This window comes from Allobosea sp. RCC_152_1 (genome assembly GCF_041360765.1).
Taxonomy (GTDB): domain Bacteria; phylum Pseudomonadota; class Alphaproteobacteria; order Rhizobiales; family Beijerinckiaceae; genus Allobosea; species Allobosea spartocytisi.
Genome location: NZ_JBFUPU010000006.1, coordinates 135,502 through 155,686 on the forward strand (window position 1 = coordinate 135,502; position 20,185 = coordinate 155,686).

General features: G+C 64.9%; 20 protein-coding genes and 4 pseudogenes. 11 read left to right on the top strand and 13 right to left on the bottom strand.

Features of this window, described 5'->3' with window-relative positions:
* Positions 1-104: 104 nt before the first annotated feature.
* Positions 105-224, top strand: a pseudogene (locus tag AB6806_RS20040) (DUF1419 domain-containing protein); the annotation flags it as partial.
* A gap of 236 nt (positions 225-460) precedes the next feature.
* Here AB6806_RS20040 and AB6806_RS20045 read toward each other — a convergent pair.
* The 4 genes and pseudogenes from AB6806_RS20045 to AB6806_RS20060 form a co-directional block, all read right to left on the bottom strand.
* Positions 461-751, bottom strand: a complete 291-nt coding sequence (locus AB6806_RS20045; protein WP_370955340.1) for a HigA family addiction module antitoxin — start codon at positions 749-751, stop codon at positions 461-463.
* Between the two features lie 17 nt (positions 752-768).
* Positions 769-966: pseudogene (locus AB6806_RS20050) on the bottom strand (type II toxin-antitoxin system RelE/ParE family toxin); the annotation flags it as partial.
* A gap of 166 nt (positions 967-1,132) precedes the next feature.
* Positions 1,133-1,357, bottom strand: coding sequence for a hypothetical protein (locus tag AB6806_RS20055; RefSeq protein ID WP_370955341.1), 225 nt, complete (start codon positions 1,355-1,357; stop codon positions 1,133-1,135).
* Positions 1,358-2,008: 651 nt separating this feature from the next.
* Positions 2,009-2,176 (bottom strand): annotated as a pseudogene (locus tag AB6806_RS20060) (transposase domain-containing protein); the annotation flags it as partial.
* A gap of 147 nt (positions 2,177-2,323) precedes the next feature.
* Here AB6806_RS20060 and AB6806_RS20065 point away from each other — a divergent pair.
* On the top strand, positions 2,324-3,022 hold the full coding sequence (locus tag AB6806_RS20065) for a DUF3053 family protein (protein WP_370955342.1): 699 nt from the start codon (positions 2,324-2,326) through the stop codon (positions 3,020-3,022).
* Positions 3,023-3,451: 429 nt separating this feature from the next.
* Here the strand turns inward: AB6806_RS20065 and AB6806_RS20070 are convergent.
* The 3 genes and pseudogenes from AB6806_RS20070 to AB6806_RS20080 all read right to left on the bottom strand — a co-directional run.
* A pseudogene (locus AB6806_RS20070) lies at positions 3,452-3,778 on the bottom strand (amylo-alpha-1,6-glucosidase); the annotation flags it as partial.
* A 209-nt stretch (positions 3,779-3,987) separates the two neighbouring features.
* Entirely contained in the window at positions 3,988-4,491 is a 504-nt protein-coding gene (locus tag AB6806_RS20075; RefSeq protein WP_370955343.1) for an RES family NAD+ phosphorylase, read from the bottom strand.
* A gap of 8 nt (positions 4,492-4,499) precedes the next feature.
* The gene (locus AB6806_RS20080; protein WP_038366564.1) at positions 4,500-4,850 is read right to left on the bottom strand and encodes an antitoxin Xre/MbcA/ParS toxin-binding domain-containing protein; all 351 of its coding nucleotides are present in this window, start codon (positions 4,848-4,850) and stop codon (positions 4,500-4,502) included.
* 338 nt (positions 4,851-5,188) lie between these two features.
* On the opposite strand from AB6806_RS20080, the gene AB6806_RS20085 reads away from it, so the two are divergent.
* The 5 genes from AB6806_RS20085 (at position 5,189) to AB6806_RS20105 (ending at position 10,430) form a co-directional block, all read left to right on the top strand.
* Entirely contained in the window at positions 5,189-6,769 is a 1,581-nt protein-coding gene (locus AB6806_RS20085; RefSeq protein ID WP_370955344.1) for a ParB N-terminal domain-containing protein, read from the top strand.
* A 296-nt stretch (positions 6,770-7,065) separates the two neighbouring features.
* Positions 7,066-7,959 (top strand): DNA-processing protein DprA, encoded by an 894-nt coding sequence (locus AB6806_RS20090; protein ID WP_370955345.1) that lies wholly within the window; start codon positions 7,066-7,068, stop codon positions 7,957-7,959.
* Entirely contained in the window at positions 7,952-8,347 is a 396-nt protein-coding gene (locus tag AB6806_RS20095) for a hypothetical protein (RefSeq protein ID WP_370955346.1), read from the top strand. The genes AB6806_RS20090 and AB6806_RS20095 overlap by 8 nt, the downstream gene beginning before the upstream one ends.
* 250 nt (positions 8,348-8,597) lie before the next feature.
* The gene (locus AB6806_RS20100) at positions 8,598-9,179 is read left to right on the top strand and encodes a hypothetical protein (protein ID WP_370955347.1); all 582 of its coding nucleotides are present in this window, start codon (positions 8,598-8,600) and stop codon (positions 9,177-9,179) included.
* Between the two features lie 327 nt (positions 9,180-9,506).
* Positions 9,507-10,430, top strand: a complete 924-nt coding sequence (locus tag AB6806_RS20105; protein WP_370955348.1) for an ArdC family protein — start codon at positions 9,507-9,509, stop codon at positions 10,428-10,430.
* Between the two features lie 34 nt (positions 10,431-10,464).
* On the opposite strand, the gene AB6806_RS20110 is transcribed toward AB6806_RS20105, so the two are convergent.
* Positions 10,465-11,664: a DUF1173 domain-containing protein gene (locus AB6806_RS20110; protein WP_370955349.1), complete on the bottom strand. Its 1,200-nt coding sequence runs from the start codon at positions 11,662-11,664 to the stop codon at positions 10,465-10,467.
* A gap of 758 nt (positions 11,665-12,422) precedes the next feature.
* Between AB6806_RS20110 and AB6806_RS20115 the strand changes: the two genes are divergently transcribed.
* Positions 12,423-12,734, top strand: coding sequence for a DUF736 domain-containing protein (locus AB6806_RS20115; protein WP_112764973.1), 312 nt, complete (start codon positions 12,423-12,425; stop codon positions 12,732-12,734).
* 399 nt (positions 12,735-13,133) lie between these two features.
* Positions 13,134-13,298 carry a hypothetical protein gene (locus tag AB6806_RS20120; RefSeq protein ID WP_370955350.1) on the top strand — a complete coding sequence of 55 codons (165 nt, stop codon included), beginning with the start codon at positions 13,134-13,136 and terminating at the stop codon, positions 13,296-13,298.
* A gap of 33 nt (positions 13,299-13,331) precedes the next feature.
* Here AB6806_RS20120 and AB6806_RS20125 read toward each other — a convergent pair whose 3' ends face one another.
* From AB6806_RS20125 to AB6806_RS20140, 4 genes are all read right to left on the bottom strand, one after another.
* A complete protein-coding gene (locus AB6806_RS20125) occupies positions 13,332-13,610 on the bottom strand; it encodes an HU family DNA-binding protein (RefSeq protein ID WP_370955351.1) in 279 nt (92 codons plus the stop codon).
* A gap of 440 nt (positions 13,611-14,050) precedes the next feature.
* Positions 14,051-14,419 carry a helix-turn-helix domain-containing protein gene (locus tag AB6806_RS20130; protein WP_038366341.1) on the bottom strand — a complete coding sequence of 123 codons (369 nt, stop codon included), beginning with the start codon at positions 14,417-14,419 and terminating at the stop codon, positions 14,051-14,053.
* A gap of 177 nt (positions 14,420-14,596) precedes the next feature.
* Positions 14,597-15,013 (bottom strand): hypothetical protein, encoded by a 417-nt coding sequence (locus tag AB6806_RS20135; RefSeq protein ID WP_133565039.1) that lies wholly within the window; start codon positions 15,011-15,013, stop codon positions 14,597-14,599.
* Between the two features lies 1 nt (position 15,014).
* Positions 15,015-15,716, bottom strand: coding sequence for a ParA family protein (locus AB6806_RS20140; protein WP_370955352.1), 702 nt, complete (start codon positions 15,714-15,716; stop codon positions 15,015-15,017).
* A gap of 609 nt (positions 15,717-16,325) precedes the next feature.
* Here AB6806_RS20140 and AB6806_RS20145 point away from each other — a divergent pair.
* Both AB6806_RS20145 and AB6806_RS20150 read left to right on the top strand, forming a co-directional pair.
* On the top strand, positions 16,326-16,802 hold the full coding sequence (locus AB6806_RS20145; protein WP_370955353.1) for a hypothetical protein: 477 nt from the start codon (positions 16,326-16,328) through the stop codon (positions 16,800-16,802).
* A gap of 341 nt (positions 16,803-17,143) precedes the next feature.
* On the top strand, positions 17,144-19,111 hold the full coding sequence (locus tag AB6806_RS20150; protein WP_370955354.1) for a relaxase/mobilization nuclease domain-containing protein: 1,968 nt from the start codon (positions 17,144-17,146) through the stop codon (positions 19,109-19,111).
* A 5-nt stretch (positions 19,112-19,116) separates the two neighbouring features.
* On the opposite strand, the gene AB6806_RS20155 is transcribed toward AB6806_RS20150, so the two are convergent.
* Positions 19,117-19,851, bottom strand: a complete 735-nt coding sequence (locus AB6806_RS20155) for a helix-turn-helix transcriptional regulator (RefSeq protein WP_370955355.1) — start codon at positions 19,849-19,851, stop codon at positions 19,117-19,119.
* Positions 19,852-20,185: the final 334 nt, after the last annotated feature.

Below are 20,185 nucleotides of genomic sequence, written 5' to 3' on the forward strand. Positions count from 1 at the left end.
CGGACGGAGAGGCGGCTGCGGGGAGGGCTCAGAGGGCAGAAGATGATGGTGAAGCCGAGGAGGTGAGCCGCGCTTCAGCCCGACGGCGGACAAGGAGCCTGCCCATGACCTCGACTGCCATCCGCAAAGTCTTCGAGGGCGTCGCCGAGCGGCGCCAGATGTTCCGGATGTTCGACCGGCATGCACAGCGACCGAACCGTTTCAAGGATGATGCCGGCGCCGTGAGGAGCACGCCGAGGCGCTTCAGGCTAAGCGTCCATGGCACGCCCGGTGGATTGCGGCGCGCGGCAATCTCATCATGGTCGGCACTATGGCCACGCACGCCTTCACATCGTGCGGCAAGGCTGTCGTGCGGATTTGGAAGCTGACGCTCTAAGCAAAAAGCCCCCGGCGCGGGGGGCATCCGGGAGCTTCTCTGTGGGTCCTTGACCGACCCGACTCGCAGTCTAGCAGATATCCGTTATGCCGCGACGAGCCGATCTAGCTTGGCGTAGATTTCTGCCTTCGCGTCCCGCTCGTGCGATAGATCGAAGCTGCTTTGCAGGTTGAGCCAGAAGTCAGCCGACATCCCCAGCACCTTCTCAAGCCGAAGTGCCGTATCAGCGGTCATTCCGGTCTGCGCCTTCAGCAGCTTGGTCACACGGGTCACCGGCACCTTCATGGCGCGCGACAAAGCGCGGGCCGAGATGCCCATGGGCTCCATGAATTCGAAATAGAGCATTTCGCCGGGGTGGGTGGTGATGCGAGCCATGTCGTATCTCCTATCATTCATTCAAGCAGGCAGTCAGTTATCTGGATCCTCATCGCTTTGGTTCCATCCCAAGTGAAGCAGCCCCGATATTGGTCGTTTATGCGGATGCTGTATTGCCCTTCGCGATCCCGTTCGAGCTTCTCGAACTTGTTTTTTGGCGGGATGCGAAAGTCGTCTAGCCGCGCAGCATTCAGCACCATGTCCAGCTTCCGGGCAGCGACATGCTCGAAAGCCTTCCATTCAGCGGGTCATTTCCGCGTCTGATGAAAAGTCCGAGTCGCTCTGTCAAAGAACCTAGCCATCGTGGGGTGTTGCATAACAAGCACTCCACCGCGCAACTTCGGCAGGGCTGGCCGAGGATCGGCGTCGGGGGCTCTGCGGCTAGAATGCCTCGGCCGGCGCGGCGAGAGGCAGGCTGTCCAATGGCGTGTCAATCGCAAGCTTCCTTGCGGCAATCCTCGCAGCAACTTGATCCTCAAAGGACCTGAGGCTGATCGAAATCTCACGGAACTCGATTGCTTCGGCAGTGCCCACGGGCGCACCGAAGAGTTCTTCGAAGCGCTTCAGCGCTCGAGCGAGGTCGTCGTAGGTCCTGATCTTAGACATCGAAGGGCAATCGGGCTAAGCCCGTCCTCTCTCGCGCGCGTGCTCGGCTTCTGCGAGAAGTTTCTCGGCTGCCGTGAAAATCGCTTTGGGAGGAATCATTTCCTCCTGGAGATGCCATTCGACGTAGTCCCGCGGACAACCGGACCAGTCCATCAGCATCGCTACCCAATCGCGACCGGGGAAAGCCGCGTTCATGCGATGGGCAAGCTCGGTGCCGTGGCTCGAAGGAATTCATTCAGTGCTCCTTGCGTCGGCGCTCGAAAGCTCGAGTCACTGAGGAACTCCACCGGAGCGCAACCGTTCCGGAGATGCGTGGTCGCTTCAGTTGTCGCCTGAAACCGCGCGAGAGGGGACTGGCAGCAGCCTGTTTCTTGTCGTCGTCGGACCAATCCCGCCGGCGTCCCGCTCCGGTAAAAACCTCAAACGGCCGAACCGGCTCATCCGCGCTGATTTTAAGCGTATGCTCTGAAATCGTCATGTGTCGGAGCCCTCAGGCCTCCAAGATTGACCCTGAGCTCGCCCGCTGAAGGGTGCTCTTGGAGCACCGCTTACACGGAACGAAGCCGCGCGTGGCCTGATTGATCCAGGCCAGGAAGGCACGCCGCCAGATCAACAGAAGTGACCGCGAGATGTTGTGTAAGACCGTCGTCGTCAGGCCACGTCTCTGAGAGCGGCCTGAGCCGGATAGGCCCATGGCAGCAGTTCATCGATGCGGCTGTTGGGATGGCCGCTGACGATCCTGGCGATGACGTCGGGGAGATAGGCGTGCGGCTCGACGCTGTCGAGCTTCGCGGTTTCGACGAGCGAGGCGACGGTGGCTGCGTCGCGTACCTTCGACGCGAAGCATACCGTCCTTGGTTTCATGCTTTCTTCAACGAAGCTACAGCGTTAAATCAGGCCGCCGGTCGTGTCCAGTTGCCGCTCGCGCACTTGGGGCCGAGGACGGCCTCTGCAAAGGATAACGAGATGTGGCGGTTCGAATCTCTCTTTGCCCTCCTGACGGTCGGCCTCGCGCTCGCAGGCTGCAGCCCGAACGAGGCCGATCAGAGGAAGGCCTTCGTCACCTATCTGCAAAACGAGGTGCTGAGCCAGAAGGGCACACGGGTGCCGCAGCCCGATGCCGAGAAGCAGAAGAGCTTCGGTGATTACGCCAAGGCCTATGCCATCATCACCGACTTCCACGGCCGAATGAACGAATCTGTCGCCAAGCCGATGCAGGAGGCGCTCGCAAAGGCGATGCCACGCTCGATTGCCGAGGTGACAGAGCGCAAGGCCGACATCGCCACGCTGCGGGTTGGCTTCGCCAGGATGAAGGAGGCGCTCGACCAGTCGGCCGCCAAGGCGGAGCAGGAAAAGGCGGCGCTGAAGCTGGCGGACGATCTCGCGCCCGTCTATGGCGCGGCCTACGACAAGCTGGTGACCAAGCCGGTCGCGGTGTTCCGCGAAATTTTCCCGACCACGGATGATGCCTTCGCCGCGATCCTCAATGTCGCGGACCTAATCGATGCGAACCGCGCCAAGATCGAGCTCAACGGCTCGCAGATCCAGGTGAAAGACCCGGCGCTGCTGGCCAAGGTGCAGCAGGCGCTGAACGCCATGAACGCGAAGCAGAGCGCCATGATCGCCGCCCAGCAGAAGATGCGGCAGCTAGCCTATGGAGGTTGACGCGACCGGTTTTACCTGCGCAGCCGTGGCCTCGCCGGCATTCAATCGACCCGCCACGTCAATCCTCGCGCCGGCTGATAAGCTTTCGGACGGAATCCCGGTGCCCTAGGAAGACGCACTCATCTTCGTAGTGCACCGAGTAATCAAAGTCCGATATGATGATCCAGATGGCAAAGTGTTTGCCGCGATCAATCTCACGCGCCAACCTGAGATAGAGCGGCTGTGACGGGGTGGCCCGCGATATGCTGGGCCGAACACGGCGCGGAGCTGTAGAAGGTGCGTTAGAGCTATCAATGATGGGCTGGCATCGCGGCCCTTTTTGCTGTCGGTGTTAGCTCGCGCCGCCGATCCGAAACAGGACGACATCCACCACGCGCACGCACCGTGTGTTCATTGCGCTGCCGGGACGCCCGCCGGGACCTTCGCGGGGTTATCCCAGAGCCGCTGGACCGTCGCGAGATCACCGGTATGGTCGAAATACTGGCCCGCCAGCATGACGAAGAGCGGCGTGGCGTCCACCGAACCGTAGTGGAACCCGACGGCACCTCGCCGAGGTTGGCCGTCTTCCCGCTTCGCCGTTTGTGCAGGAACTTGCCAGGCTGCGCATCGGCGACGGGATCACCGGTTACGGCCTGGCGCCAGATGCAGCAGAACCCCGCGCGCCACCGCCGGATCGGCCCATAACAGCATCATCGCGGTGATGATTCCGTCGCGTCCAAACATGGTCGAGAACCATGGAATGCCGGCATATGGGTAAGCCAAGCAGCGCCTGTTCGGTGATGTCTGCGCCGGGGGAGTTCGCTTTCGCCTCGGAGCTGGCGGAGAAGCACCGCCCGCCTTCTCGCGGACGTCGATGCGGCGCTCGCGAGGGACATCGACGGCATCGGTGCGATCGACGCGACCCTAGCCTGATCGGCTTGGTGGCCGGCGAGCCTCGGGCGAGGCCGCCATCCTCATGTCGTTCGTCAGGGCTGTTGCGAAAGTCGATGCTCGTCGTCGATCACAGTCAGGCGGCATGGCGTCGTGTCGCTCCACCTCCAGAAAACGAGGTTGAGGTCGTCGCGGGTGGCCCCGGGCGCGAAGCTCCTGACCAACAAGCCGTGATAGCCAGAAGCAATGAGCCTGCGGGCGAAGGTCTGGGTTTTCGCCTCTCCTGAGGTTCTCATCTGATCGCGCCAGGCCGGATTATCGAGCACTCCGACATCCACCCCCTCAGCCCGAAGGGCCTCGTCGTCCCGTGTATCGAAGATGCGTTCGATCTGTGCGTCGTAGGAGACCAGGGTCGTCGGCTGCAGGCTGCCGACCTGGTTGGCTTCCCGCAAAGCCGTCATGATCGACAGCGACGTGTACAGCGCCACTGTGCCCTTGCGGTTGAAGCGGCCTCCGTACAGCGCAGCGCCTCGGCCTGATAACGGCTCGCGTGCATAAACCGGGTTCAGCGCCCGATAGAGGACACCCTGGAAACGCATCAGCCGGGTTATGCGTGAATGCCGGCGTCGACCGCGTCGATATAGTCGAGCACTTCGTCGGCGCGCCCGTCACGGACGAGCTGCATCGCCGTCAGGCCGGAAAAGCCGGACAGGGGCTCGGAGCGATACCAAGCATAGGCCATCAGCGCCGAGCCGAAGCGTGGTTCGACCTTATTGATGATTTCCGTCACTTCGCGCAGCCGGCGTTGCGTCTTGTCGGAGCGGATGCGCTCCTTGCGCTGGATCGCATCCTTGCCGAGGCCAGCCGTGCGGGCGATTTCCTCGCTCGTCGTGCGCAGGGTTTCCGCGATCTTGCGTGGCGAGAACAGCCCGCCATCAGCATATTGGGCAAGCCCCATGGCGTTCACCTTCATTGAAAAGTGCCAATCATTCTGACGCAATATAGCGTCGAAACAAGCGTGGTTCAATCCAGTCGGCAGAAGAGAAGAGAAGAGGAAAGCGAAAAGGCGGCTCGCAGACCGGGCGGGCCGCTGCCGCTGCCGCTCAACCGCGCCGCTCGCGATCGCGGCCCGGCGCCCCGCGCAGGGCTTCACGCGCCCCGCTTGGCCGCCCGGCCGGGCTGCTCGGCCGCAATTGCTTCGGCCCACCCGCTCCGCGGTTGCGAGGGGGTCTTCGGACAGAAGACGGAGAAGGGCCGGTGCCAGACCGCGCCCACACCCCTGAACAGGAGCTCGCCATGCAACTCAAGAAGGTCCATCCGCGCGCGTTGAAGGACAATCCCGATCGCTCTCGCCGGACGAAGTCCACGCCTCAGGCCGATGCCCTGCTGCTCGCCACCATCAAGCTCATCGGCATCTTGCAGCCACCGGTTGTCGTCCCAAAGCAGGGCGGCGGTAACGGCCATGTCATCGAGTTCGGCCACCGTCGCGTGAAGCAGGCGATTGCCGCCGGTCTCGACGAGATCGAGGTTCTGGAGGTCGAAGCTTCGGACGATCACGGCGCGATGCGCTCGATGATCGAGAATCTGGCTCAGGAGCCGATCAACCCTGTCGATCAGTGGCGCGATATGGAGCGGCTGGCCGTGCTCGGCTGGACCGAGGAAGCGATCGCTGCAGCGCTGGGGCTGGCGCTTCGCCGCGTTCGGCAGCTCAGGCTTTTGGGCAGCGTCCTTCTCGCCATACTCGATCACGTGGCCAAGGGCGACATGCCCAACGAGCAACAGCTCCGCATCATCGCGGCGGCCCCGGTCGGCGACCAGAAGGAAGTCTGGAAGAAGTACAAGCCCTCCAAGAACGATCCGAAGGTCACCTGGTGGAACGTCTCGAATGCGCTGACCAAGACCCGGATGTACGCCAAGCATGCCAGCTTCGACGACGAGCTCGCGCGCGCCTACGGCATCGAATGGGTCAACGACCTGTTCGGACCCGCCGACGAGGACGGCCGCTACACCATCGATGTCGAAGCCTATCTCGGCGCTCAGCAGGAGTGGATGACCAATCATCTCTCCAAGCGCGGCATCATCGCCGAGATCAATAGCTGGGGTGAGCCGGTTCTCCCGCCGAAGGCGGCGTGCGTCTACGGCAAGGTGGGCAAGAGCGATCGCGTCGCCATGTATCTCGATCGCGATGGCACGGTTCAGAGCGTGGCCTATCGGATGCCGGCTCCGAAGACGGCGCAAGGCAACGGCGCTTCTCCTTGCGACGGCGCGGCGGAAACTCAGGGCCGTCCCGATGTCACGCGCCGGGGGATCGGGATGATCGGCGACTTCCGCACCGATGCGCTCCACGAGGCCTTGAGGCGAGCGCCAATCACCGACGACACCCTGCTGACGCTCCTCGTGCTGGCGCTCGCCGGGCGCAACATCTCCATCGCATCGGAGACCAGCGACGATGTCTATGGCTTTGCCCGGATGGATCGCCACGCCGTGCGGCTGATCGGCCAGGACGGCAAGCTCGGCTTCGATGAGAAAACGCTGCAGCAGGCTGCGCGCGGCGCATTGATCGAGGTGCTCTCGTGCCGGCAGAACCGCTCCGATTCCGGGCTCGTCGCGCGGATCGCCGGCGGAGCAGTCGGTGCGGACGTGTTCCTGCCGAACATGGGTACCGTGGAGTTCCTCTCCTGCCTGTCGCGCCCGGTGCTCGATGGCTCGTGCAAGGATACCTCGGTCCTGCCGCGCCTGCGCGTCAAGGAAACCCGGGCCGCGCTCGTGGCGCATTTTGCCGGGGGCCGCTTCGTCCATCCGTCGGCACTGTTCGCGCCGGACGCGGCCGCGCTGGCGAATTGGCTCGCGAAGCACGAGGCGATTCCCGAAAACTAGAAGGATGAACCCTCCGCCGAGCAGGACAACGCTGGCGCCGCCCCCCAGGGCAATAAGGCGGGGCCGTTCCGCGAGGCTGCCTGGTGGCCATCCGCATCATGCGTCGAACCGAGTCCCCGCCGGCGGCTCGTCCGGTGGCGGTTTCGTTTCCGCCAGGACAGCAATCGTCGCGTTCAGCGCAACGTCAAGCACGCGGTGCGGCGATCCTGTCGCACTTTTGCAATCCTGCGGCGTTGTGTAAGCGGGGTTCAACAATGCGGCTCGCAAGGGCCGCAGAATGATGGCAGCTTGTTCGAATGAGTCTTATCGCACGGAAGGTCGACGGGCCGGCGGTTGCTCCGATATCTCCAGGGCGAGAGATCGGCGCGTATGAAGCCATGTGGCTTGAGCCGGGCGCGACATTCAAAACCATCGCGGATCGTTTTGCGGTCGATCCTACAGCCATGCCGTCCGATTTCGTCAGCCCCGGTCAGGCAACGGATTGCCTTCGACAGGTTCGCGAGCGCTTTGCCGCGGCCGGCATCAAGCAATACGGCATTCGCATCAACCACGCGGGCGAGTACCCGCGAAAGCTCCGGGATGCCAGACACCCTGTCGAGTTACTGTATTATCGAGGCAATTGGGAGCTCACGGAGACCCGTTGCGTCGCCGTCGTAGGAAGCCGCGAGCCAAGCGAAGACGGAGCCGATCTCGCTCGGCAGATCGCCCATGGCCTGGTGAAGCACGACATTACAGTCGTTTCCGGCCTAGCGAAGGGGATCGACACAGCAGCCCATTTGGGTGCGATGGAAGCTGGTGGCCGCACGATTGCAGTCGTGGGGACCCCTCTTGGTGCCGTTTATCCGCGCGAGAACGAACTTCTGCAGGAGCGCATCGCCCGCGACTTCCTTCTGATCACACAGGTTCCGGCGCTGCGCTACGCGAAGCAAAACCCGAACCAGAACCGGCTGTTCTTCCCCGAACGCAACGTGACGATGAGCGCATTGACCGAAGCGACTATCATCGTTGAGGCCGGGGAGACATCGGGCACCCTCATCCAAGCGCGGGCGGCGCTCCACCAGAAGCGCAAGCTCTTCATTCTCGACTCGGCTTTCCGCCGCCCCGATCTGACTTGGCCCACTCGCTTTGAGAAGCAGGGCGCCATCCGGGTCCGGTCGTTCAAGGAGCTGATGACTCACCTCGATGGCTGAGATGCGCTTTCAGCTCATCGATGAGACGAACCGGAGCGACCACTTCCATCTCATGCCGGAAGACGAATGCGCCTATCTCCGCGAATACACGTCCGGAACCGGCTGGCGGGGTGGGGAAACCAATCAGCAGATCAGCAACCTCAAGAAGAAGCGCGGACAGGGTGGCTATCAGTATAAGGGTGAGGCGATTGCGCTCTGCGCCCGCGAGATGTTCGCGAATCTAAGCGTCGACTGGCTACGCATTGGCACCCTGGTCCCCATCCCTCCTTCGAAGGTGCGGAACGTCGCCGATGGTCGTGGAACGATCGCTGGTGCTGCTCCTTCTTCCGGTAGCCTCTTTTGGGGAAGTCCCCGCCGGCCTTCCCTTCGGCCGGGTTTGCGCTCTTAAACCGGCGGCCGGACGCTTCAAGGTCGCGTTCCGCGCCGCTTCGCGGCCGGTTCGACCGCTCTCGGCAGGCCATGCATGCGGGTCGCGCAGGGCCGTTGGCCCGGCTTTGCCCGCAGACCTGCCCCGCTCGTTTTGGTCGCCCCGGACCCTGAAGCACCCGTCTCTGCGCCGGTTTCATTCGAGCGCGCCCGAAGGGAGGGCCGGCAGGGGCCGGTCCGGTTCTTCGGCACAACCGAAGAAAGGAATTCGCATGCCTAGGACCGCTCCCCGCCCGACCGCCCGCGTCGTCCAGCTCCGCAAGGGCACGACCCTCGACATGGTCCGGCTCGCCTGCCCCGATGTGGCGCAGGCCATCCTCATTGCCGAGAGCTTTGGCCTGCCCGTGCTTGACAGCGAAGCCATCCGCGACCTGCACGAACGAATGATCGTCGAGACCGCCGATGTGCTGCGAGAAGGCCTCGCCGAACGCGCGATGCAGATCCATCTGCAGCGGATCGTCGGCTCCTATGTCGGCTCCGCCCATGGCGCCGGCCAATTCTACAGCCGGGCCGTCAGCGAAGCGCGCGACCTGACGAGCAAGCTTGCCAACGAGGCCCGCGACGAAGATCTCGACGGTCCGGTCGGCTTCGAAAGCGCCGCGCAGCGCAAGCGCGAGTTCGCCGCTGACATGGGCGTCCAGGCCCATGCGCTTCGCATGGCGGCCGAGGGCGCCGTCGCGGCCTATGAGCAGGTCATCGGCGAGCGCTGGAAGCCCTTCGAGCGTGCCGCCGAGAATCCCGGCCACGCCGTCGACCGCAAGGCGGCCGAGATGCAAATGGCGGCTTTCGGCTGAGCCTCCGCCGGCGGGACCTCGGCCTCGCCCTTCGATCACGACCAACCAGGCCGGTCCCGTTCGGGGCCGGCCATTTCCGGTTCGCCGTCTGCCGCATCCAGGCGAGGGAAGGAAGGGGCAGGACCCTCCATCCGGTCCCGGACGGGGGCCTGCCGGGGCCGGCCGTCCGCGCAACGGCTTTGCCGTCCTGCACTGCGTTTCGGCCCGGAACCACCCGCCGCGCCAGCGCGGGCTGGGTGGCCGGGTGCGCGACCCTCCTGATTGCCCCGGTGCTCGACCTCCGTGACCGGCCGCGATGGGCGCGGCCCCGAAACGGAGGACAAGGTCATGACAGGCAAGGACAAGGGAGCCCGCGCCGATATCTACGCGCGCATCACCGAACGCATCGTGGCGGATCTCGAGAAGGGCACCCGTCCCTGGGTGCAGCCCTGGAACGCCGGTACGGCGGCTGGCGGGATGACCCGGCCGCTGCGCCACAACGGCCAACCCTATACAGGGCTCAATGTCCTGCTGCTCTGGGCGGAGGCGATGGCGCGTGGGTTCTCTTCGGCGATCTGGATGACGTTTCGCCAGGCGAGGGAGCTTGGCGCCCATGTGCGCAAGGGCGAAGGCGGCTCGACCGTCGTCTATGCCAGCCGCTTCACCAAGACCGAGGTCGACGCGGCCGGCGGCGAGATCGAGCGCGATATCCCCTTTCTCAAGGCTTACACCGTCTTCAATTGCGAGCAGATCGAAGGCCTGCCCGATCACTATTGTCAGCGCCCGGAACCGCCAGTCGATCCGCTGGTTCGGATCGAGCATGCCGACCGCTTCTTCGCCAATACCGGTGCCATGATCCGGCATGGCGGCTCGAAGGCGTTCTATGCCGCAGGGAGCGACAGCATCCAGATGCCGGATCTGCGGTGTTTCCGTGATGCCGAATCCTATGTCGCCGTGCTCGGCCATGAGTGCATCCACTGGGCCGGAGCGCCGCATCGGCTCAACCGGGATCTCAGCCGCTATCACACAGACCAGACCGAGCGGGCCCGGGAGGAGCTGATCGCGGATATCGGCGCGAGCTTCCTCTGCGCCGATCTCGGCATCGTGCCGGAGCTGGAGCCTCGGCCCGACCACGCCAGCTATGTCGCCTCATGGCTCAAGCTGCTCGATGGCGACCGCCGGGCGATCTTCCAGGCGGCCGCTCATGCCCAGCGCGCCGTCACTTACCTTCATGACCTGCAGCCACAGAAGGACCGACAGGCGGCGGCGTGAGCATCCTCGGGCCGGCTTTCGTCTTGCCTTGCGTCTACCGGACCGGGAGGGCCGGCATCTCTCCCTGGCCGGCATGCCAGATCCAGCTATCCATCTCGGGCCGAGAAGCGATCATCTCCTCGAGCGCGGCTTCATAGGCGTCATCGGCGCTCGCGGGCACGACGAAGAGGGCAAGCGGGCGTGGCCGGTGCTGCATCAGCAGTGCCGCTGCGATCGGCTGATCGGCGGGCGAGGCATAACGCAGGCCCTTGATGCTCTGCTCGCGGAGCTTGGCCAATGTCTCGACGAGGCGCAGCTCCTGGGCGGATTCATAAGGGATCCAGTTCTCCGCGACGACCATCAGCGCGATCTCCTCGATGATCGCGAGGCCGGTAGCGTTCAACCCGAAGGTCGCGACCGTAATCAGATGCGAGGTATCGTTCGCCGCCCACAGTGCGAGCTCGGCCTCGAACCGCGCCTGCACGCGCGTCCAGGCGCGCTCGTCGAGCAGGATCGGAAAACCGGGCCAATGCTTGACCACCAGCCGGTGGCCGCCGCGCGCCGCCTGGAATTCCTTGACCTCCCCGACCAGCACCATGAGCTTCCGCGGGCCAGCCTTCTGAGGCTGAATCCCGCTCAGCGCGATGGCGCGCCGTTGCTCGATCGCGTCCTTGTTCTCCGCGCGGAAGGGTTCCGGGACCAACAGAACTTCGCTCAGCGGTGCACCCCTTACCAGCATGGTCTTCGCCGCCTCGATCAGATGCCAGCGGATATTCCACCAGTGGCGCTTGCCGGCCCAGGCCGAGGTCCACTTGGTCAGGCCAGCCTCGTTCCAGAGCAGATGCAGCAACCCGCGCAGCGATAGCCGGCGCCCCTCGCTCTTCACCGACGTCGATTCCGACGCACCAGGCGTCGGCGCGGCCCGGCTGCCGGTTCGCGTCAGGCTGAACTCAAGCCGCAACGCTGCCATCCCGCTCGCGGGATCGAGCCGGATCGCGCTGCCCATCAGCGGGCCGAGGCCCGAGAGATCGAGCGGCGGCTCATAGGAATCGCAGGCCGGGTCGTGCTGGCCGCCCGAGAGTGGCATGCGCTTGACGACGAATTGCTCGCCCATCGCCGCGACATACATCGGGATGCCGGGCTCGCGGCACAGACACAGCGGGCGCATCCGATCGCGATAGGCCGCCGCGATCGCCGTTGGCAGCGCCGGATCGTTCTCGTTTAGAACGGCGCCTGCGATCTCGAACCGGCGCATCCATCTCCTCCTCGCTTGCCGTCGAAGTTTCGCCCGACCCGACCGGCGCCGCAACCCGTGCGGGTAGCGCGCGCCGCCAGGCGAGCTCGCCATGACGCGCTCCGTCCCCCACGTGGCAGCGGGTTGGCCTGTGGAGCGGCCTGCGATGGTTGGCTGCCGATCTCGAGAGCCAGCCGACCCCGTCGGGGCGCGGGCACCACCGATGCGGCGGCTTAAAGCTGCTTGGGTGGCGCTGGCGGAGATGCCGGCTCTGCCGATGTCGGAGATCATTCGTGGCGCAGCCATCCCCGACCCTCGCGATCCGGGGCGGTGCGGCATGGCGTGGCTGGAGACGTTGGCGGAACGGACCAAGCAAGATCGGCGCGAACAGTGCCGAACGGGCCGACGATGTTGTCGAGGTCGGCGCACCCCTTGAACTCCGGCGATGAAGGGGCAGTTCGGGCTCCTTCCTGTTTGCGTCACGGTTGCGCCCCATGCGGTCTCGATGGATTGGGTGTGACCGGGGGACGACCTCGTCTCGATCGCCCATCCGCAACGGCCGGTCCCGGCTTTTTTCCGCCGGCGGCTGCGCCGCCTTTGCAGCGCGAAGCAAAAAAGCCGGGATCGGCCGCCCTCCACTGCGTTGCGGCCCCAAGAACCACCCCATTGCGCGAGCGCAACAGGGACCCCGGTGGGTGCGGGTTCGATTGCCCCCGGTCCTGACACCGCCATCGAGGCCGCGACGGGCGCGGCCCGAGCAAACCGGAAAGGATCCCACCATGGCTGTCATCGGCGAATTCAAGAGCAACGGCAACGGCATCGTCGGCAATGTGCGCACCCTCAGCGTCCGCTTCCAGGCTCGCCTGCAACCGATCGAGCGTGTCTCGCGCGACGCCCCGGACTTCCGCGTCACCGGCAACGGCGCCGAAGTCGGCGCGGGCTGGAACGCGGTCTCCGGCGACGGCGAGCCCTATATCTCGCTCAAGCTCGACGATCCGAGCTTCAACGCCCCGATCACCGCGGCACTCTGGCCGGGCGAGACCGAAGGGGACTACACCCTGATCTGGAACCGCCCGAAGCGGGAGGCCTGATCCCCACCGCGAACGAGCCCCGCCGCCCAGGCGGGGCTTCCTCATCTCAGATGGCGCCAGACGACGCCGGCGCCACGGCACCATTCCGCACAGCAGGTCTCGCATCGCCGATGGACCGCCATATCACGTGTCGAAGCTGAAGGCCGGCATCGAGCCGGCCTTCAGCTTTCTGGCGCCGACCCGAGCTGAAAAAGCCTGCTCAGATCGTCCGAGCGTGTCATGGCGGCCCGAAGGCCTCAAGGACGAGCGGTGCCCCCCATTTTCAGCCGCCGCCCGGGGGCGCCGCCAGAAAATCGGCTCCCCCGCTCGCCGCCTGCGGCGGTCGCTGCGCGATCCCTGACCCCTGCGGCCCGCCATGACCGCTGGCGTCGTCTTTCACACTCAATCGAGGAGGCGACGATGCCGAACGAACAGCACATCGAGGAACTGCGCGCCGAGCTGCGGGATGCAACCGACCGCGCCGAGCGCCATCAGATCGAGGCGGAGCTGGAGCTCGCGCTGGCCGAGCGCGAGGTCATGCTGGCCGAAGCCGAGGGGCGTTACAGCAGCGAGCCGCCCTTCTAGGGAGGCGTCGCGCTCCACACGCGCTTGGCGGCCTCAGCCGTTGAGCGCGTCCTTCACGGCCTTCGCCGGCGTGAAGCTCAGCTTCTTCGATGCGGCGATCTTGATCGTCGCACCGGTCGCCGGATTGCGGCCCTCGCGCTCCGGTGTCTCCTTCACCTTGAACTTGCCGAAGCCCGGGATGTTCGTCTCGGCCCCACCCTTTGCCGCGGCGGCAATCTGGCGAAACACGCTCTCGACGATGGCCTTCGCCTGCGCCTTCGTCAGCTTCTGCTCGCCGGCGATCGTCTCGGCAATCTCGGTCGCTGTCGTCATGGAAAAGATATCCTGTGAGGTTGATGACCTCGACCAGTATCGCAGTGGGTGCGCGGCGACGGTAACGCGAAGGAAGCCGCATCTCCCGCTATCCACCGAAATTTCTCGATGTCGCCTCGTCTCGACCTCGCCAGCCGGGCCGAGTTCTCCGCATCCGCCTTCATTCTCGGCGCAAAACACGACGCCATCGTCGTTGAACCCGGGAAAATCCGCGTTATCGGCAGAAATGACAATTTCGGGGGCGACTTGCGAAGTCACGCCGCTGGCCGCGGTCAGGTTTTGCAGTTCCGATCGACATAGTGGGGGACCGGCCCGGGCGAGCCCCTCCAGGACCGGCTCTACGCTCGCCCAAGAGGCGCCCCCGCAGCCCGCAAGCGGTCGCCGCGCAGCCGCGTGACGATCCTTTCGCGGCGCCCGGCGCCAGCGCGGAATTTCTAAAGCTATGACGGAAGCTTGCGCGACCGTCCTTCACGCGCGAGCGCGCGCTGAGCCCGGTTCCTCTTGGCGATCGCCGAGCTCAGATCGTCATAGTCGACCCCACCCTTCTGCAAGGCCCGGCGGGCGTCGTCGACTTCGAAGCCGAGAAGCTCGAACACCGTCATGTTCAGGCTGGAGGCGACGCGTTCGATCGTCTTCAGCGTCGGATTCCCGATGCCACGGAGCAGCTGGTAATAGGTCTGACGCGCGAGACCCGTCTTCGGCAGGAGCGCTTCCATGCCGCCGTTCTCGATTTCGAGCTGCTGCAGCCGGATCGCGATCATTTCGTTGAGGATCGAGTGATCGATCGGCTGGGGTTTGCGAACGGGCATCGGAGATCGGGGGGAGGTTGGCAGTCGCGATTATGGGGACGCTATATCAGGTCCCAACCTCCGGGATAATAGATATTCGAGGCATTCAGAGAGATGCCGTTGATGGGGCGCGCTCGCTTGTGCCGGCGTTCGACCGGTTCAGTCCTCGGCGATGCCGAGTATCCTCCTCCGGCCGGTCTATGTCGGAGGCAGGCGTCCGATCCGGCGGAGATGGTCGTACAGGATCCGATCGATCACGCGCAGCGGATGCGTCCGCTCCTCGGCGGCGATCTGGCGAAGGACGAGATCGATCGCGTCCGGCAACCGCAACGCGTAAGGTCTGGACGATGAGCGTTCGCCATAGGCCTCGAACGGATTCCGCTCGGGTCTTGCTCGCATCTGTCGACGCGCGGGCGCCGCGGGATTGTCGTGCCGAGGCGGCGAGACGCCGTGAGGGCGAGGATCGCCGGCGCCGGTGTCGTCATAGGCGGGCGTCACGACCACGGGCCTTGGTCCAGGGGCTTCAGCGCTGGACGCGTTGACACGCTGCGATCGGAACATGTCGCGGGGCAGGGCAGGCCGCTCCGGCCTGTTGTTGGAATCGGAGCCGCTCATCTCAGGCGGTCGCCTCGTCTGGTGTCGTGCCCTGGCTTGCAGAGAGCAGTTCCCGCACGACCTGGTCGGCATTGTAGCGCGCCTTGCGGACGGACTCGTCGCCATCGCTCATCTGGTAGAGCGTGCCGTGACCGCTGGTCATTGTGCGGAAGGTGACACGGCGGTAGAGCGCGTTCGAGCAGATCGGTACCTGTTCGCCATCGAGATAGGCGACGACCTCGCGTAGCGGGCGCGTGTTGCGGTCGAGACTGTCATACTCGTTGAACAGCACGCGATGTTGGCTCATCGGCAAGGCGGATGCGGCCGCGTGCTGTTCGAGATTGCGGATGGCCCGTACGACCTGCGAGGCATCGAACGTATGGACCTTGCAGGGCAGCACGACGAGGTCGGCCCGAAGCGCCGACTGGATCAGGACATTGCCGTAATAGCCGGGCGTGTCGATCACCACGACGTCATGGCGGTCGAGATCGGCGATCGCCGCGAACAATGCCGCCTCGTCGGCCGCACGGACCAGATCGATTCCCTGTGGCGTCATCCCGCGCGCGGTGCTCGACGCATGCCATTGATAGGACGACCCTTGCGGATCCGCGTCGATGATCGCCACCGCATAGCCGTGGCGCGCGAACTCTCCGGCGAGGATGATGGCGACGGTCGTTTTGCCGCTGCCTCCCTTCGGATTGGCGACCGCAAAGATGCTCGGCATCGGTAATCCTCGGGCATCGCATATCGTCGCAGCATTGTACATTATAATAGATATCAGACAACCCTGCATCGCCGCGGGAACGCGGGCCGCCATTCCCGAATGAACGCAGCGTGCCGATGCAGTGATGGGTGATTGCGGCAATGGCGCATTGCGCCAGATCGGCAGTATCCGATTGCCGCGAGGCAGCTTCACCGGTCTGCAGAGACGCCGCATTCCACGACTGAGGCTTGCGCGGTATTGCGGAAATGCCGCGATGGCGTAGAGCCGGACTGACTCGCCATGCTATTGGTATAACACGATAATACTTTATCCCATGATATCCGAAATGTCGGATTGCGGCGTTGTGGCAAGGCCCTGCTATCGACATGCGTTGAAGCGATATTGCGGTAACAGCAAATGCCAGGCTTGCGATGCAAGGAGGAGGGATGTCGCGCCGGGCCAGCCGGCTGAGGGGCGCGCCTCCACGCTGGGGGCGTTCTGGCTTTTGCCGGTCTATTATAATAGATGTTTGTTGACAAGATACCGGTTTGTGGGCCACAAACCAGAGGCGGCTGCGGGACGCAGCCGTAGAGCGCCGAGGCGCCGAGGCGCTGATGCCGGCATCCGGCGATGGCGCTGGTTCCGGCGGATCTGGCGATCCGCTATTCGGCCGGACAGGAGAGGGCGATGGCTCGGTCAGCTGCCGTTCCACGACGCAAGGCCCGGCTGCGGACCGAGCTCTCCGCAGCCGACGAGCAGCGGCTGCGGGAGGCGGTCGTGCTCTTTGGTCTGCCAAGGGCGGAGGTGGTGCGCCGGTTGATCCGCGCCTCAGTGCAAGCGGGGCCGGCACTGTCGGCCGAGAACACCGAAGCGGTGGTTCTGCTAGCGAGCCAGGTTCGGGCGGTCGGGCGGAACCTGGCGCAGCTTCTGCGGGCCGTCCGGGCCGGGCAGGCCATCGGACTGGATGACACCGAGGCGGTCTGGCAAGGACTCCACGATGCCGTCTCAGTGATCAACGAGGAGCTTACCGAAATCACGGTCTCCCATGGCTCCCGGCTTCGGCGCATCGCGAAGCTCGCGCTTCCGGTCGGGGTCGATCCGCGATGAGGCGGGCCCGCCAGATCGCCTGGTGGACGGAGCAGGTCGCTGCGGCGCGCGACGGAATAGCCCAGGCGCGAGAGGAACGGCGCCGGCCGAGAGCCGTGTGGCTGGAGGAGGACCTTCGTCGAAGTCGCGGCCTCTCGACGCGCCCCTCCGCGATGCCCCACGCCCATCAACTCATCCGAGGCGAGACGATCACAGGCGGGCTCGATGCCGAGCGCGAGCGGGAGCTTCCACCGGGACCGAAGGGCCGCGGACACGGTCCGGGCGGGAGGAGCCAGACTGGACCTCCGGCAGCGATCGCAGGCAGCCTCTCCGGCAGGGGCAATGCCGTCGGTCGGGCTCGCTTGCTCGCGGCCGGCTATCAGCCCGCCGTCATCAAAGTGGTATCCTATGCCAGTGGAGCCGCCCGCGCGACGGCGACCGGCCAGTATGTCCTGCGTGAGGACGTTCCGCTCGAGACCCATGACGGACGGATACTGGCGGACCGGGCGGCGGTCGCCGACGAGATCAAGGCCTGGTCGGCGGGCTTTTCGAAGCGTGCGGAGAGCCAGGATGTCGGTACGGTACGGCTGACGCTCCACGATGTCGCCGACAGCCCGGAAGGCCGGGCGGCCTATGACAAGGCGATCGCCGCCGCCTTCGAAGGCCATCGCCACGCCTATCGGCTCGACGCGGCGTCCGATGGCACGCTGGACGCGCGCGTGGTCGTCGCGATGGCCGGGGCCGCGAGGGAGCGGTTTCGCTCTCGGATGGCGGCGGGCGGTGCGCCAGCGAGGGAACTGAGACAATTCGACCGGGCGTCGGAGGCGACGATCAAGGACAGGATCGCTGTCGCGACGGGTGTTGCGGCGGACCGGATCGGCATCGTTTTGAAAGCGACCGGGCATGGCAGAGATGGCGTTGCCTATCAGCTGGATCGCCTAGTCGCGAAGGGAGCCGCCGTCGACGACCGCGGTAAAACGCTCGCCAACGTCGCAGATGTCAGAACGGCCGCGCGGGAATGGGGGCCATCGCTGCGCTCGCAATCGACCCGCGACACCCTGCACCTGATCCTTTCGGCCAAAGCCGGGGCCGATGTCGAGGCGTTGAGGCGAGCCGCCCACGCCTTCCTGTATGACCGCTTCGCCGATCACAAATTCATGTTCGGCGTCCATACCGACAAGCAGGCGGAGGGGCATATCCACGTCCATGCCGTCATCACGGTGAAGAGCGAATCGGGCCAAAAACTGCATCCGGGCCGGGACACTTTCCGTGAATGGCGCCAGGCCTATGCGGAACATGCGCAGGCCGAAGGCCTGAAGATCGTGGCGACGGGCGCGCGCGAGCGCGCCTCGTCGCAGAGCTATGGTCCGAAGGACAAGGCGATCGTGCAGGTGGCGGACCGGCCGCGGCCCGGACGCGCGGCACGGGATCGCGCCTATGCCGCGGATCCGGCAAATCGGGCGATGATCGACAAGGCGCGCCAGCGCATCGCCGTAGCGCGGGCCAATCCGATCAGGATGGCGATGTCGGAGGCCGATCGGCGCGTGGTGAACGACAGCATCGACGGCTGGCGGGTTGTTTTGCGGGACCGGCCCGGCAGCACGCTCGCAAAGGATATGCTCGAGCGACTGGCTTTAGCTCGCCTGGTCGGTGGCATCCTCGGCACGATCGCGCAACGCGTGGAGCTTCTGACGAAGGAAGGATCAGACATGGCCGTGACAGCCGAGCAGATGGCCAGGGATTTGCGCCTGATGAACGAAGCGGTGTCGCGGACGCGCGATCTGCTCGACGGAGCAACGAAACAACAGTTCCACGAAGCTTCGGCGCGCTATCTGGAGACCTTGGCCAATCGGCTCGATCTGCAGCGTCTCGCCGAACGCGGCGTCGAGCGGATGACGCGCGCGGAGGTCGAGGCCATCATTGGCGTCAATGCCGACCGGTTGATCGAGCGCGCGAACAGCGTTCGGGCCAAGGAGGAGCGGGAAGCGCAACTGGCCGCCAGACAGGCAGATCGGGCCGTCGAAGTCGAAAGGGGAGACGAGGCGAGAGCCGGCATCGATCCAGCGTCCCAGCGAGACCTCGCAGCCAAAAGGCAGATCGTGACGGGGGCTGAACGCTCCGCCGCGCAGGAAGCGCGAGCCGCGACGGAGGCGGCGCGCATGCTTGCTCGGCATCCGGGGGATCGGCTCTCGCCGGGGTTGGTGAAGACCGATGCGCTCACTCAACTGCGCGCCGAACAGGAACGCGTCATCCGCGAGATCGAGGCCAGCGATCGTCTGGAGGCCCAGAAGGGTCAAAGAATGGGTCCAGGAAGGGGCGGCCGCCGCTGATACGTCTACCGGAGGATTTTCTCGCGCAAGGCGATCGCAATGGCATGCGCCTTGGTGACGGCGCCGAGCTTTTCGCGGACGGAGAGAATGTGCTTCGTCACCGTCGATTTCGAGATGCCGAGGATGACGGAGATCTCCCAGTCGGTCTTGCCTTCGGCCGACCAAAGCAAGCAATCGTATTCGCGGGCCGAAATGCGCCCGTAGGCACGGCTGGCGCTGAACCGCCGCTGCAGCAAGGTGCCGAGCGCGTAACTCGCCGCGAAACCGAGCAGCGATCGGTCATCGGGGCTGGGATCGATCTGCGCTCCGCCAAAGGATATCGCCGCGACGTTTCCATCTAGGAGCGAGATTGGCACGACATATCCATTCTCCAGGCCGAACTCACGGGCTTCCCCGCCGATGAGCAGAACATCCGCGGAGGAGGCTGCCGCGTCGTAGGCCTCGCGCCATGAAAAGGGCGATCGTTCAGTTTGCAGGCGCTCGACGACGGGATCACGATAGACGTAGCCGCGCGAGTTATATCGATCGGCCCAGTCGCGCGGGAATTCCTGGATAAGGATCCTCGAGGCAATGGCCCTTCGCGGAAGCGTTTGGCTCGGGACGACTCCTCCGAAAATGGCCGAGACGCCGAACGCGGCGCTGGCGCGAAGCAAGGCTGCCGCGACTTCCTTGCTGTCAGCAGCGGTTCCCATCGTGTGCACGAAGCGCCAAGTCTTCTCTAGAGAAACATGGTCGGCCATTGTTGTGGAAAGGCGAGGGGTGAATGGCGTTAGCCAATATAGAGGACCTGTGAAGCTTTGTGTAATTCGTAAAAAGGCGGATTCTGCCCGAAAACATGGCAAAGAGCCGCGCGTTGTTTATCTTTCCGGCGCTGATCGCTCGCAATTCAACGCCCCCCTGGCGCCTAGACGCCCCCGCCGTGCCCAGCTGAGCGCTGAGCGCGGACCGGTGGCGGGTGATGCCAGGCCGCGCTCCTGGCCGGGGCGGCGTTGGCGTCCGCTGGAAAGTCAGCTCGATTGCAGAGCTGTTCAGGGCGTGCTCCGTCGCGCGGGCCCGTCATAACGATAGGCGAAG

What these genes read in the sequence shown, in the direction of transcription:
- AB6806_RS20045 (WP_370955340.1), bottom strand. Translation starts at nt 751, where the DNA reads ATGGCTCGCATCACCACCCACCCCGGCGAAATGCTCTATTTCGAATTC.
- AB6806_RS20055 (WP_370955341.1), bottom strand. Translation starts at nt 1,357, where the DNA reads ATGTCTAAGATCAGGACCTACGACGACCTCGCTCGAGCGCTGAAGCGC.
- AB6806_RS20065 (WP_370955342.1), top strand. Translation starts at nt 2,324, where the DNA reads ATGTGGCGGTTCGAATCTCTCTTTGCCCTCCTGACGGTCGGCCTCGCG.
- AB6806_RS20075 (WP_370955343.1), bottom strand. Translation starts at nt 4,491, where the DNA reads ATGCGTTTCCAGGGTGTCCTCTATCGGGCGCTGAACCCGGTTTATGCA.
- AB6806_RS20080 (WP_038366564.1), bottom strand. Translation starts at nt 4,850, where the DNA reads ATGGGGCTTGCCCAATATGCTGATGGCGGGCTGTTCTCGCCACGCAAG.
- AB6806_RS20085 (WP_370955344.1), top strand. Translation starts at nt 5,189, where the DNA reads ATGCAACTCAAGAAGGTCCATCCGCGCGCGTTGAAGGACAATCCCGAT.
- AB6806_RS20090 (WP_370955345.1), top strand. Translation starts at nt 7,066, where the DNA reads ATGAGTCTTATCGCACGGAAGGTCGACGGGCCGGCGGTTGCTCCGATA.
- AB6806_RS20095 (WP_370955346.1), top strand. Translation starts at nt 7,952, where the DNA reads ATGGCTGAGATGCGCTTTCAGCTCATCGATGAGACGAACCGGAGCGAC.
- AB6806_RS20100 (WP_370955347.1), top strand. Translation starts at nt 8,598, where the DNA reads ATGCCTAGGACCGCTCCCCGCCCGACCGCCCGCGTCGTCCAGCTCCGC.
- AB6806_RS20105 (WP_370955348.1), top strand. Translation starts at nt 9,507, where the DNA reads ATGACAGGCAAGGACAAGGGAGCCCGCGCCGATATCTACGCGCGCATC.
- AB6806_RS20110 (WP_370955349.1), bottom strand. Translation starts at nt 11,664, where the DNA reads ATGCGCCGGTTCGAGATCGCAGGCGCCGTTCTAAACGAGAACGATCCG.
- AB6806_RS20115 (WP_112764973.1), top strand. Translation starts at nt 12,423, where the DNA reads ATGGCTGTCATCGGCGAATTCAAGAGCAACGGCAACGGCATCGTCGGC.
- AB6806_RS20120 (WP_370955350.1), top strand. Translation starts at nt 13,134, where the DNA reads ATGCCGAACGAACAGCACATCGAGGAACTGCGCGCCGAGCTGCGGGAT.
- AB6806_RS20125 (WP_370955351.1), bottom strand. Translation starts at nt 13,610, where the DNA reads ATGACGACAGCGACCGAGATTGCCGAGACGATCGCCGGCGAGCAGAAG.
- AB6806_RS20130 (WP_038366341.1), bottom strand. Translation starts at nt 14,419, where the DNA reads ATGCCCGTTCGCAAACCCCAGCCGATCGATCACTCGATCCTCAACGAA.
- AB6806_RS20135 (WP_133565039.1), bottom strand. Translation starts at nt 15,013, where the DNA reads ATGAGCGGCTCCGATTCCAACAACAGGCCGGAGCGGCCTGCCCTGCCC.
- AB6806_RS20140 (WP_370955352.1), bottom strand. Translation starts at nt 15,716, where the DNA reads ATGCCGAGCATCTTTGCGGTCGCCAATCCGAAGGGAGGCAGCGGCAAA.
- AB6806_RS20145 (WP_370955353.1), top strand. Translation starts at nt 16,326, where the DNA reads ATGGCGCTGGTTCCGGCGGATCTGGCGATCCGCTATTCGGCCGGACAG.
- AB6806_RS20155 (WP_370955355.1), bottom strand. Translation starts at nt 19,851, where the DNA reads ATGGCCGACCATGTTTCTCTAGAGAAGACTTGGCGCTTCGTGCACACG.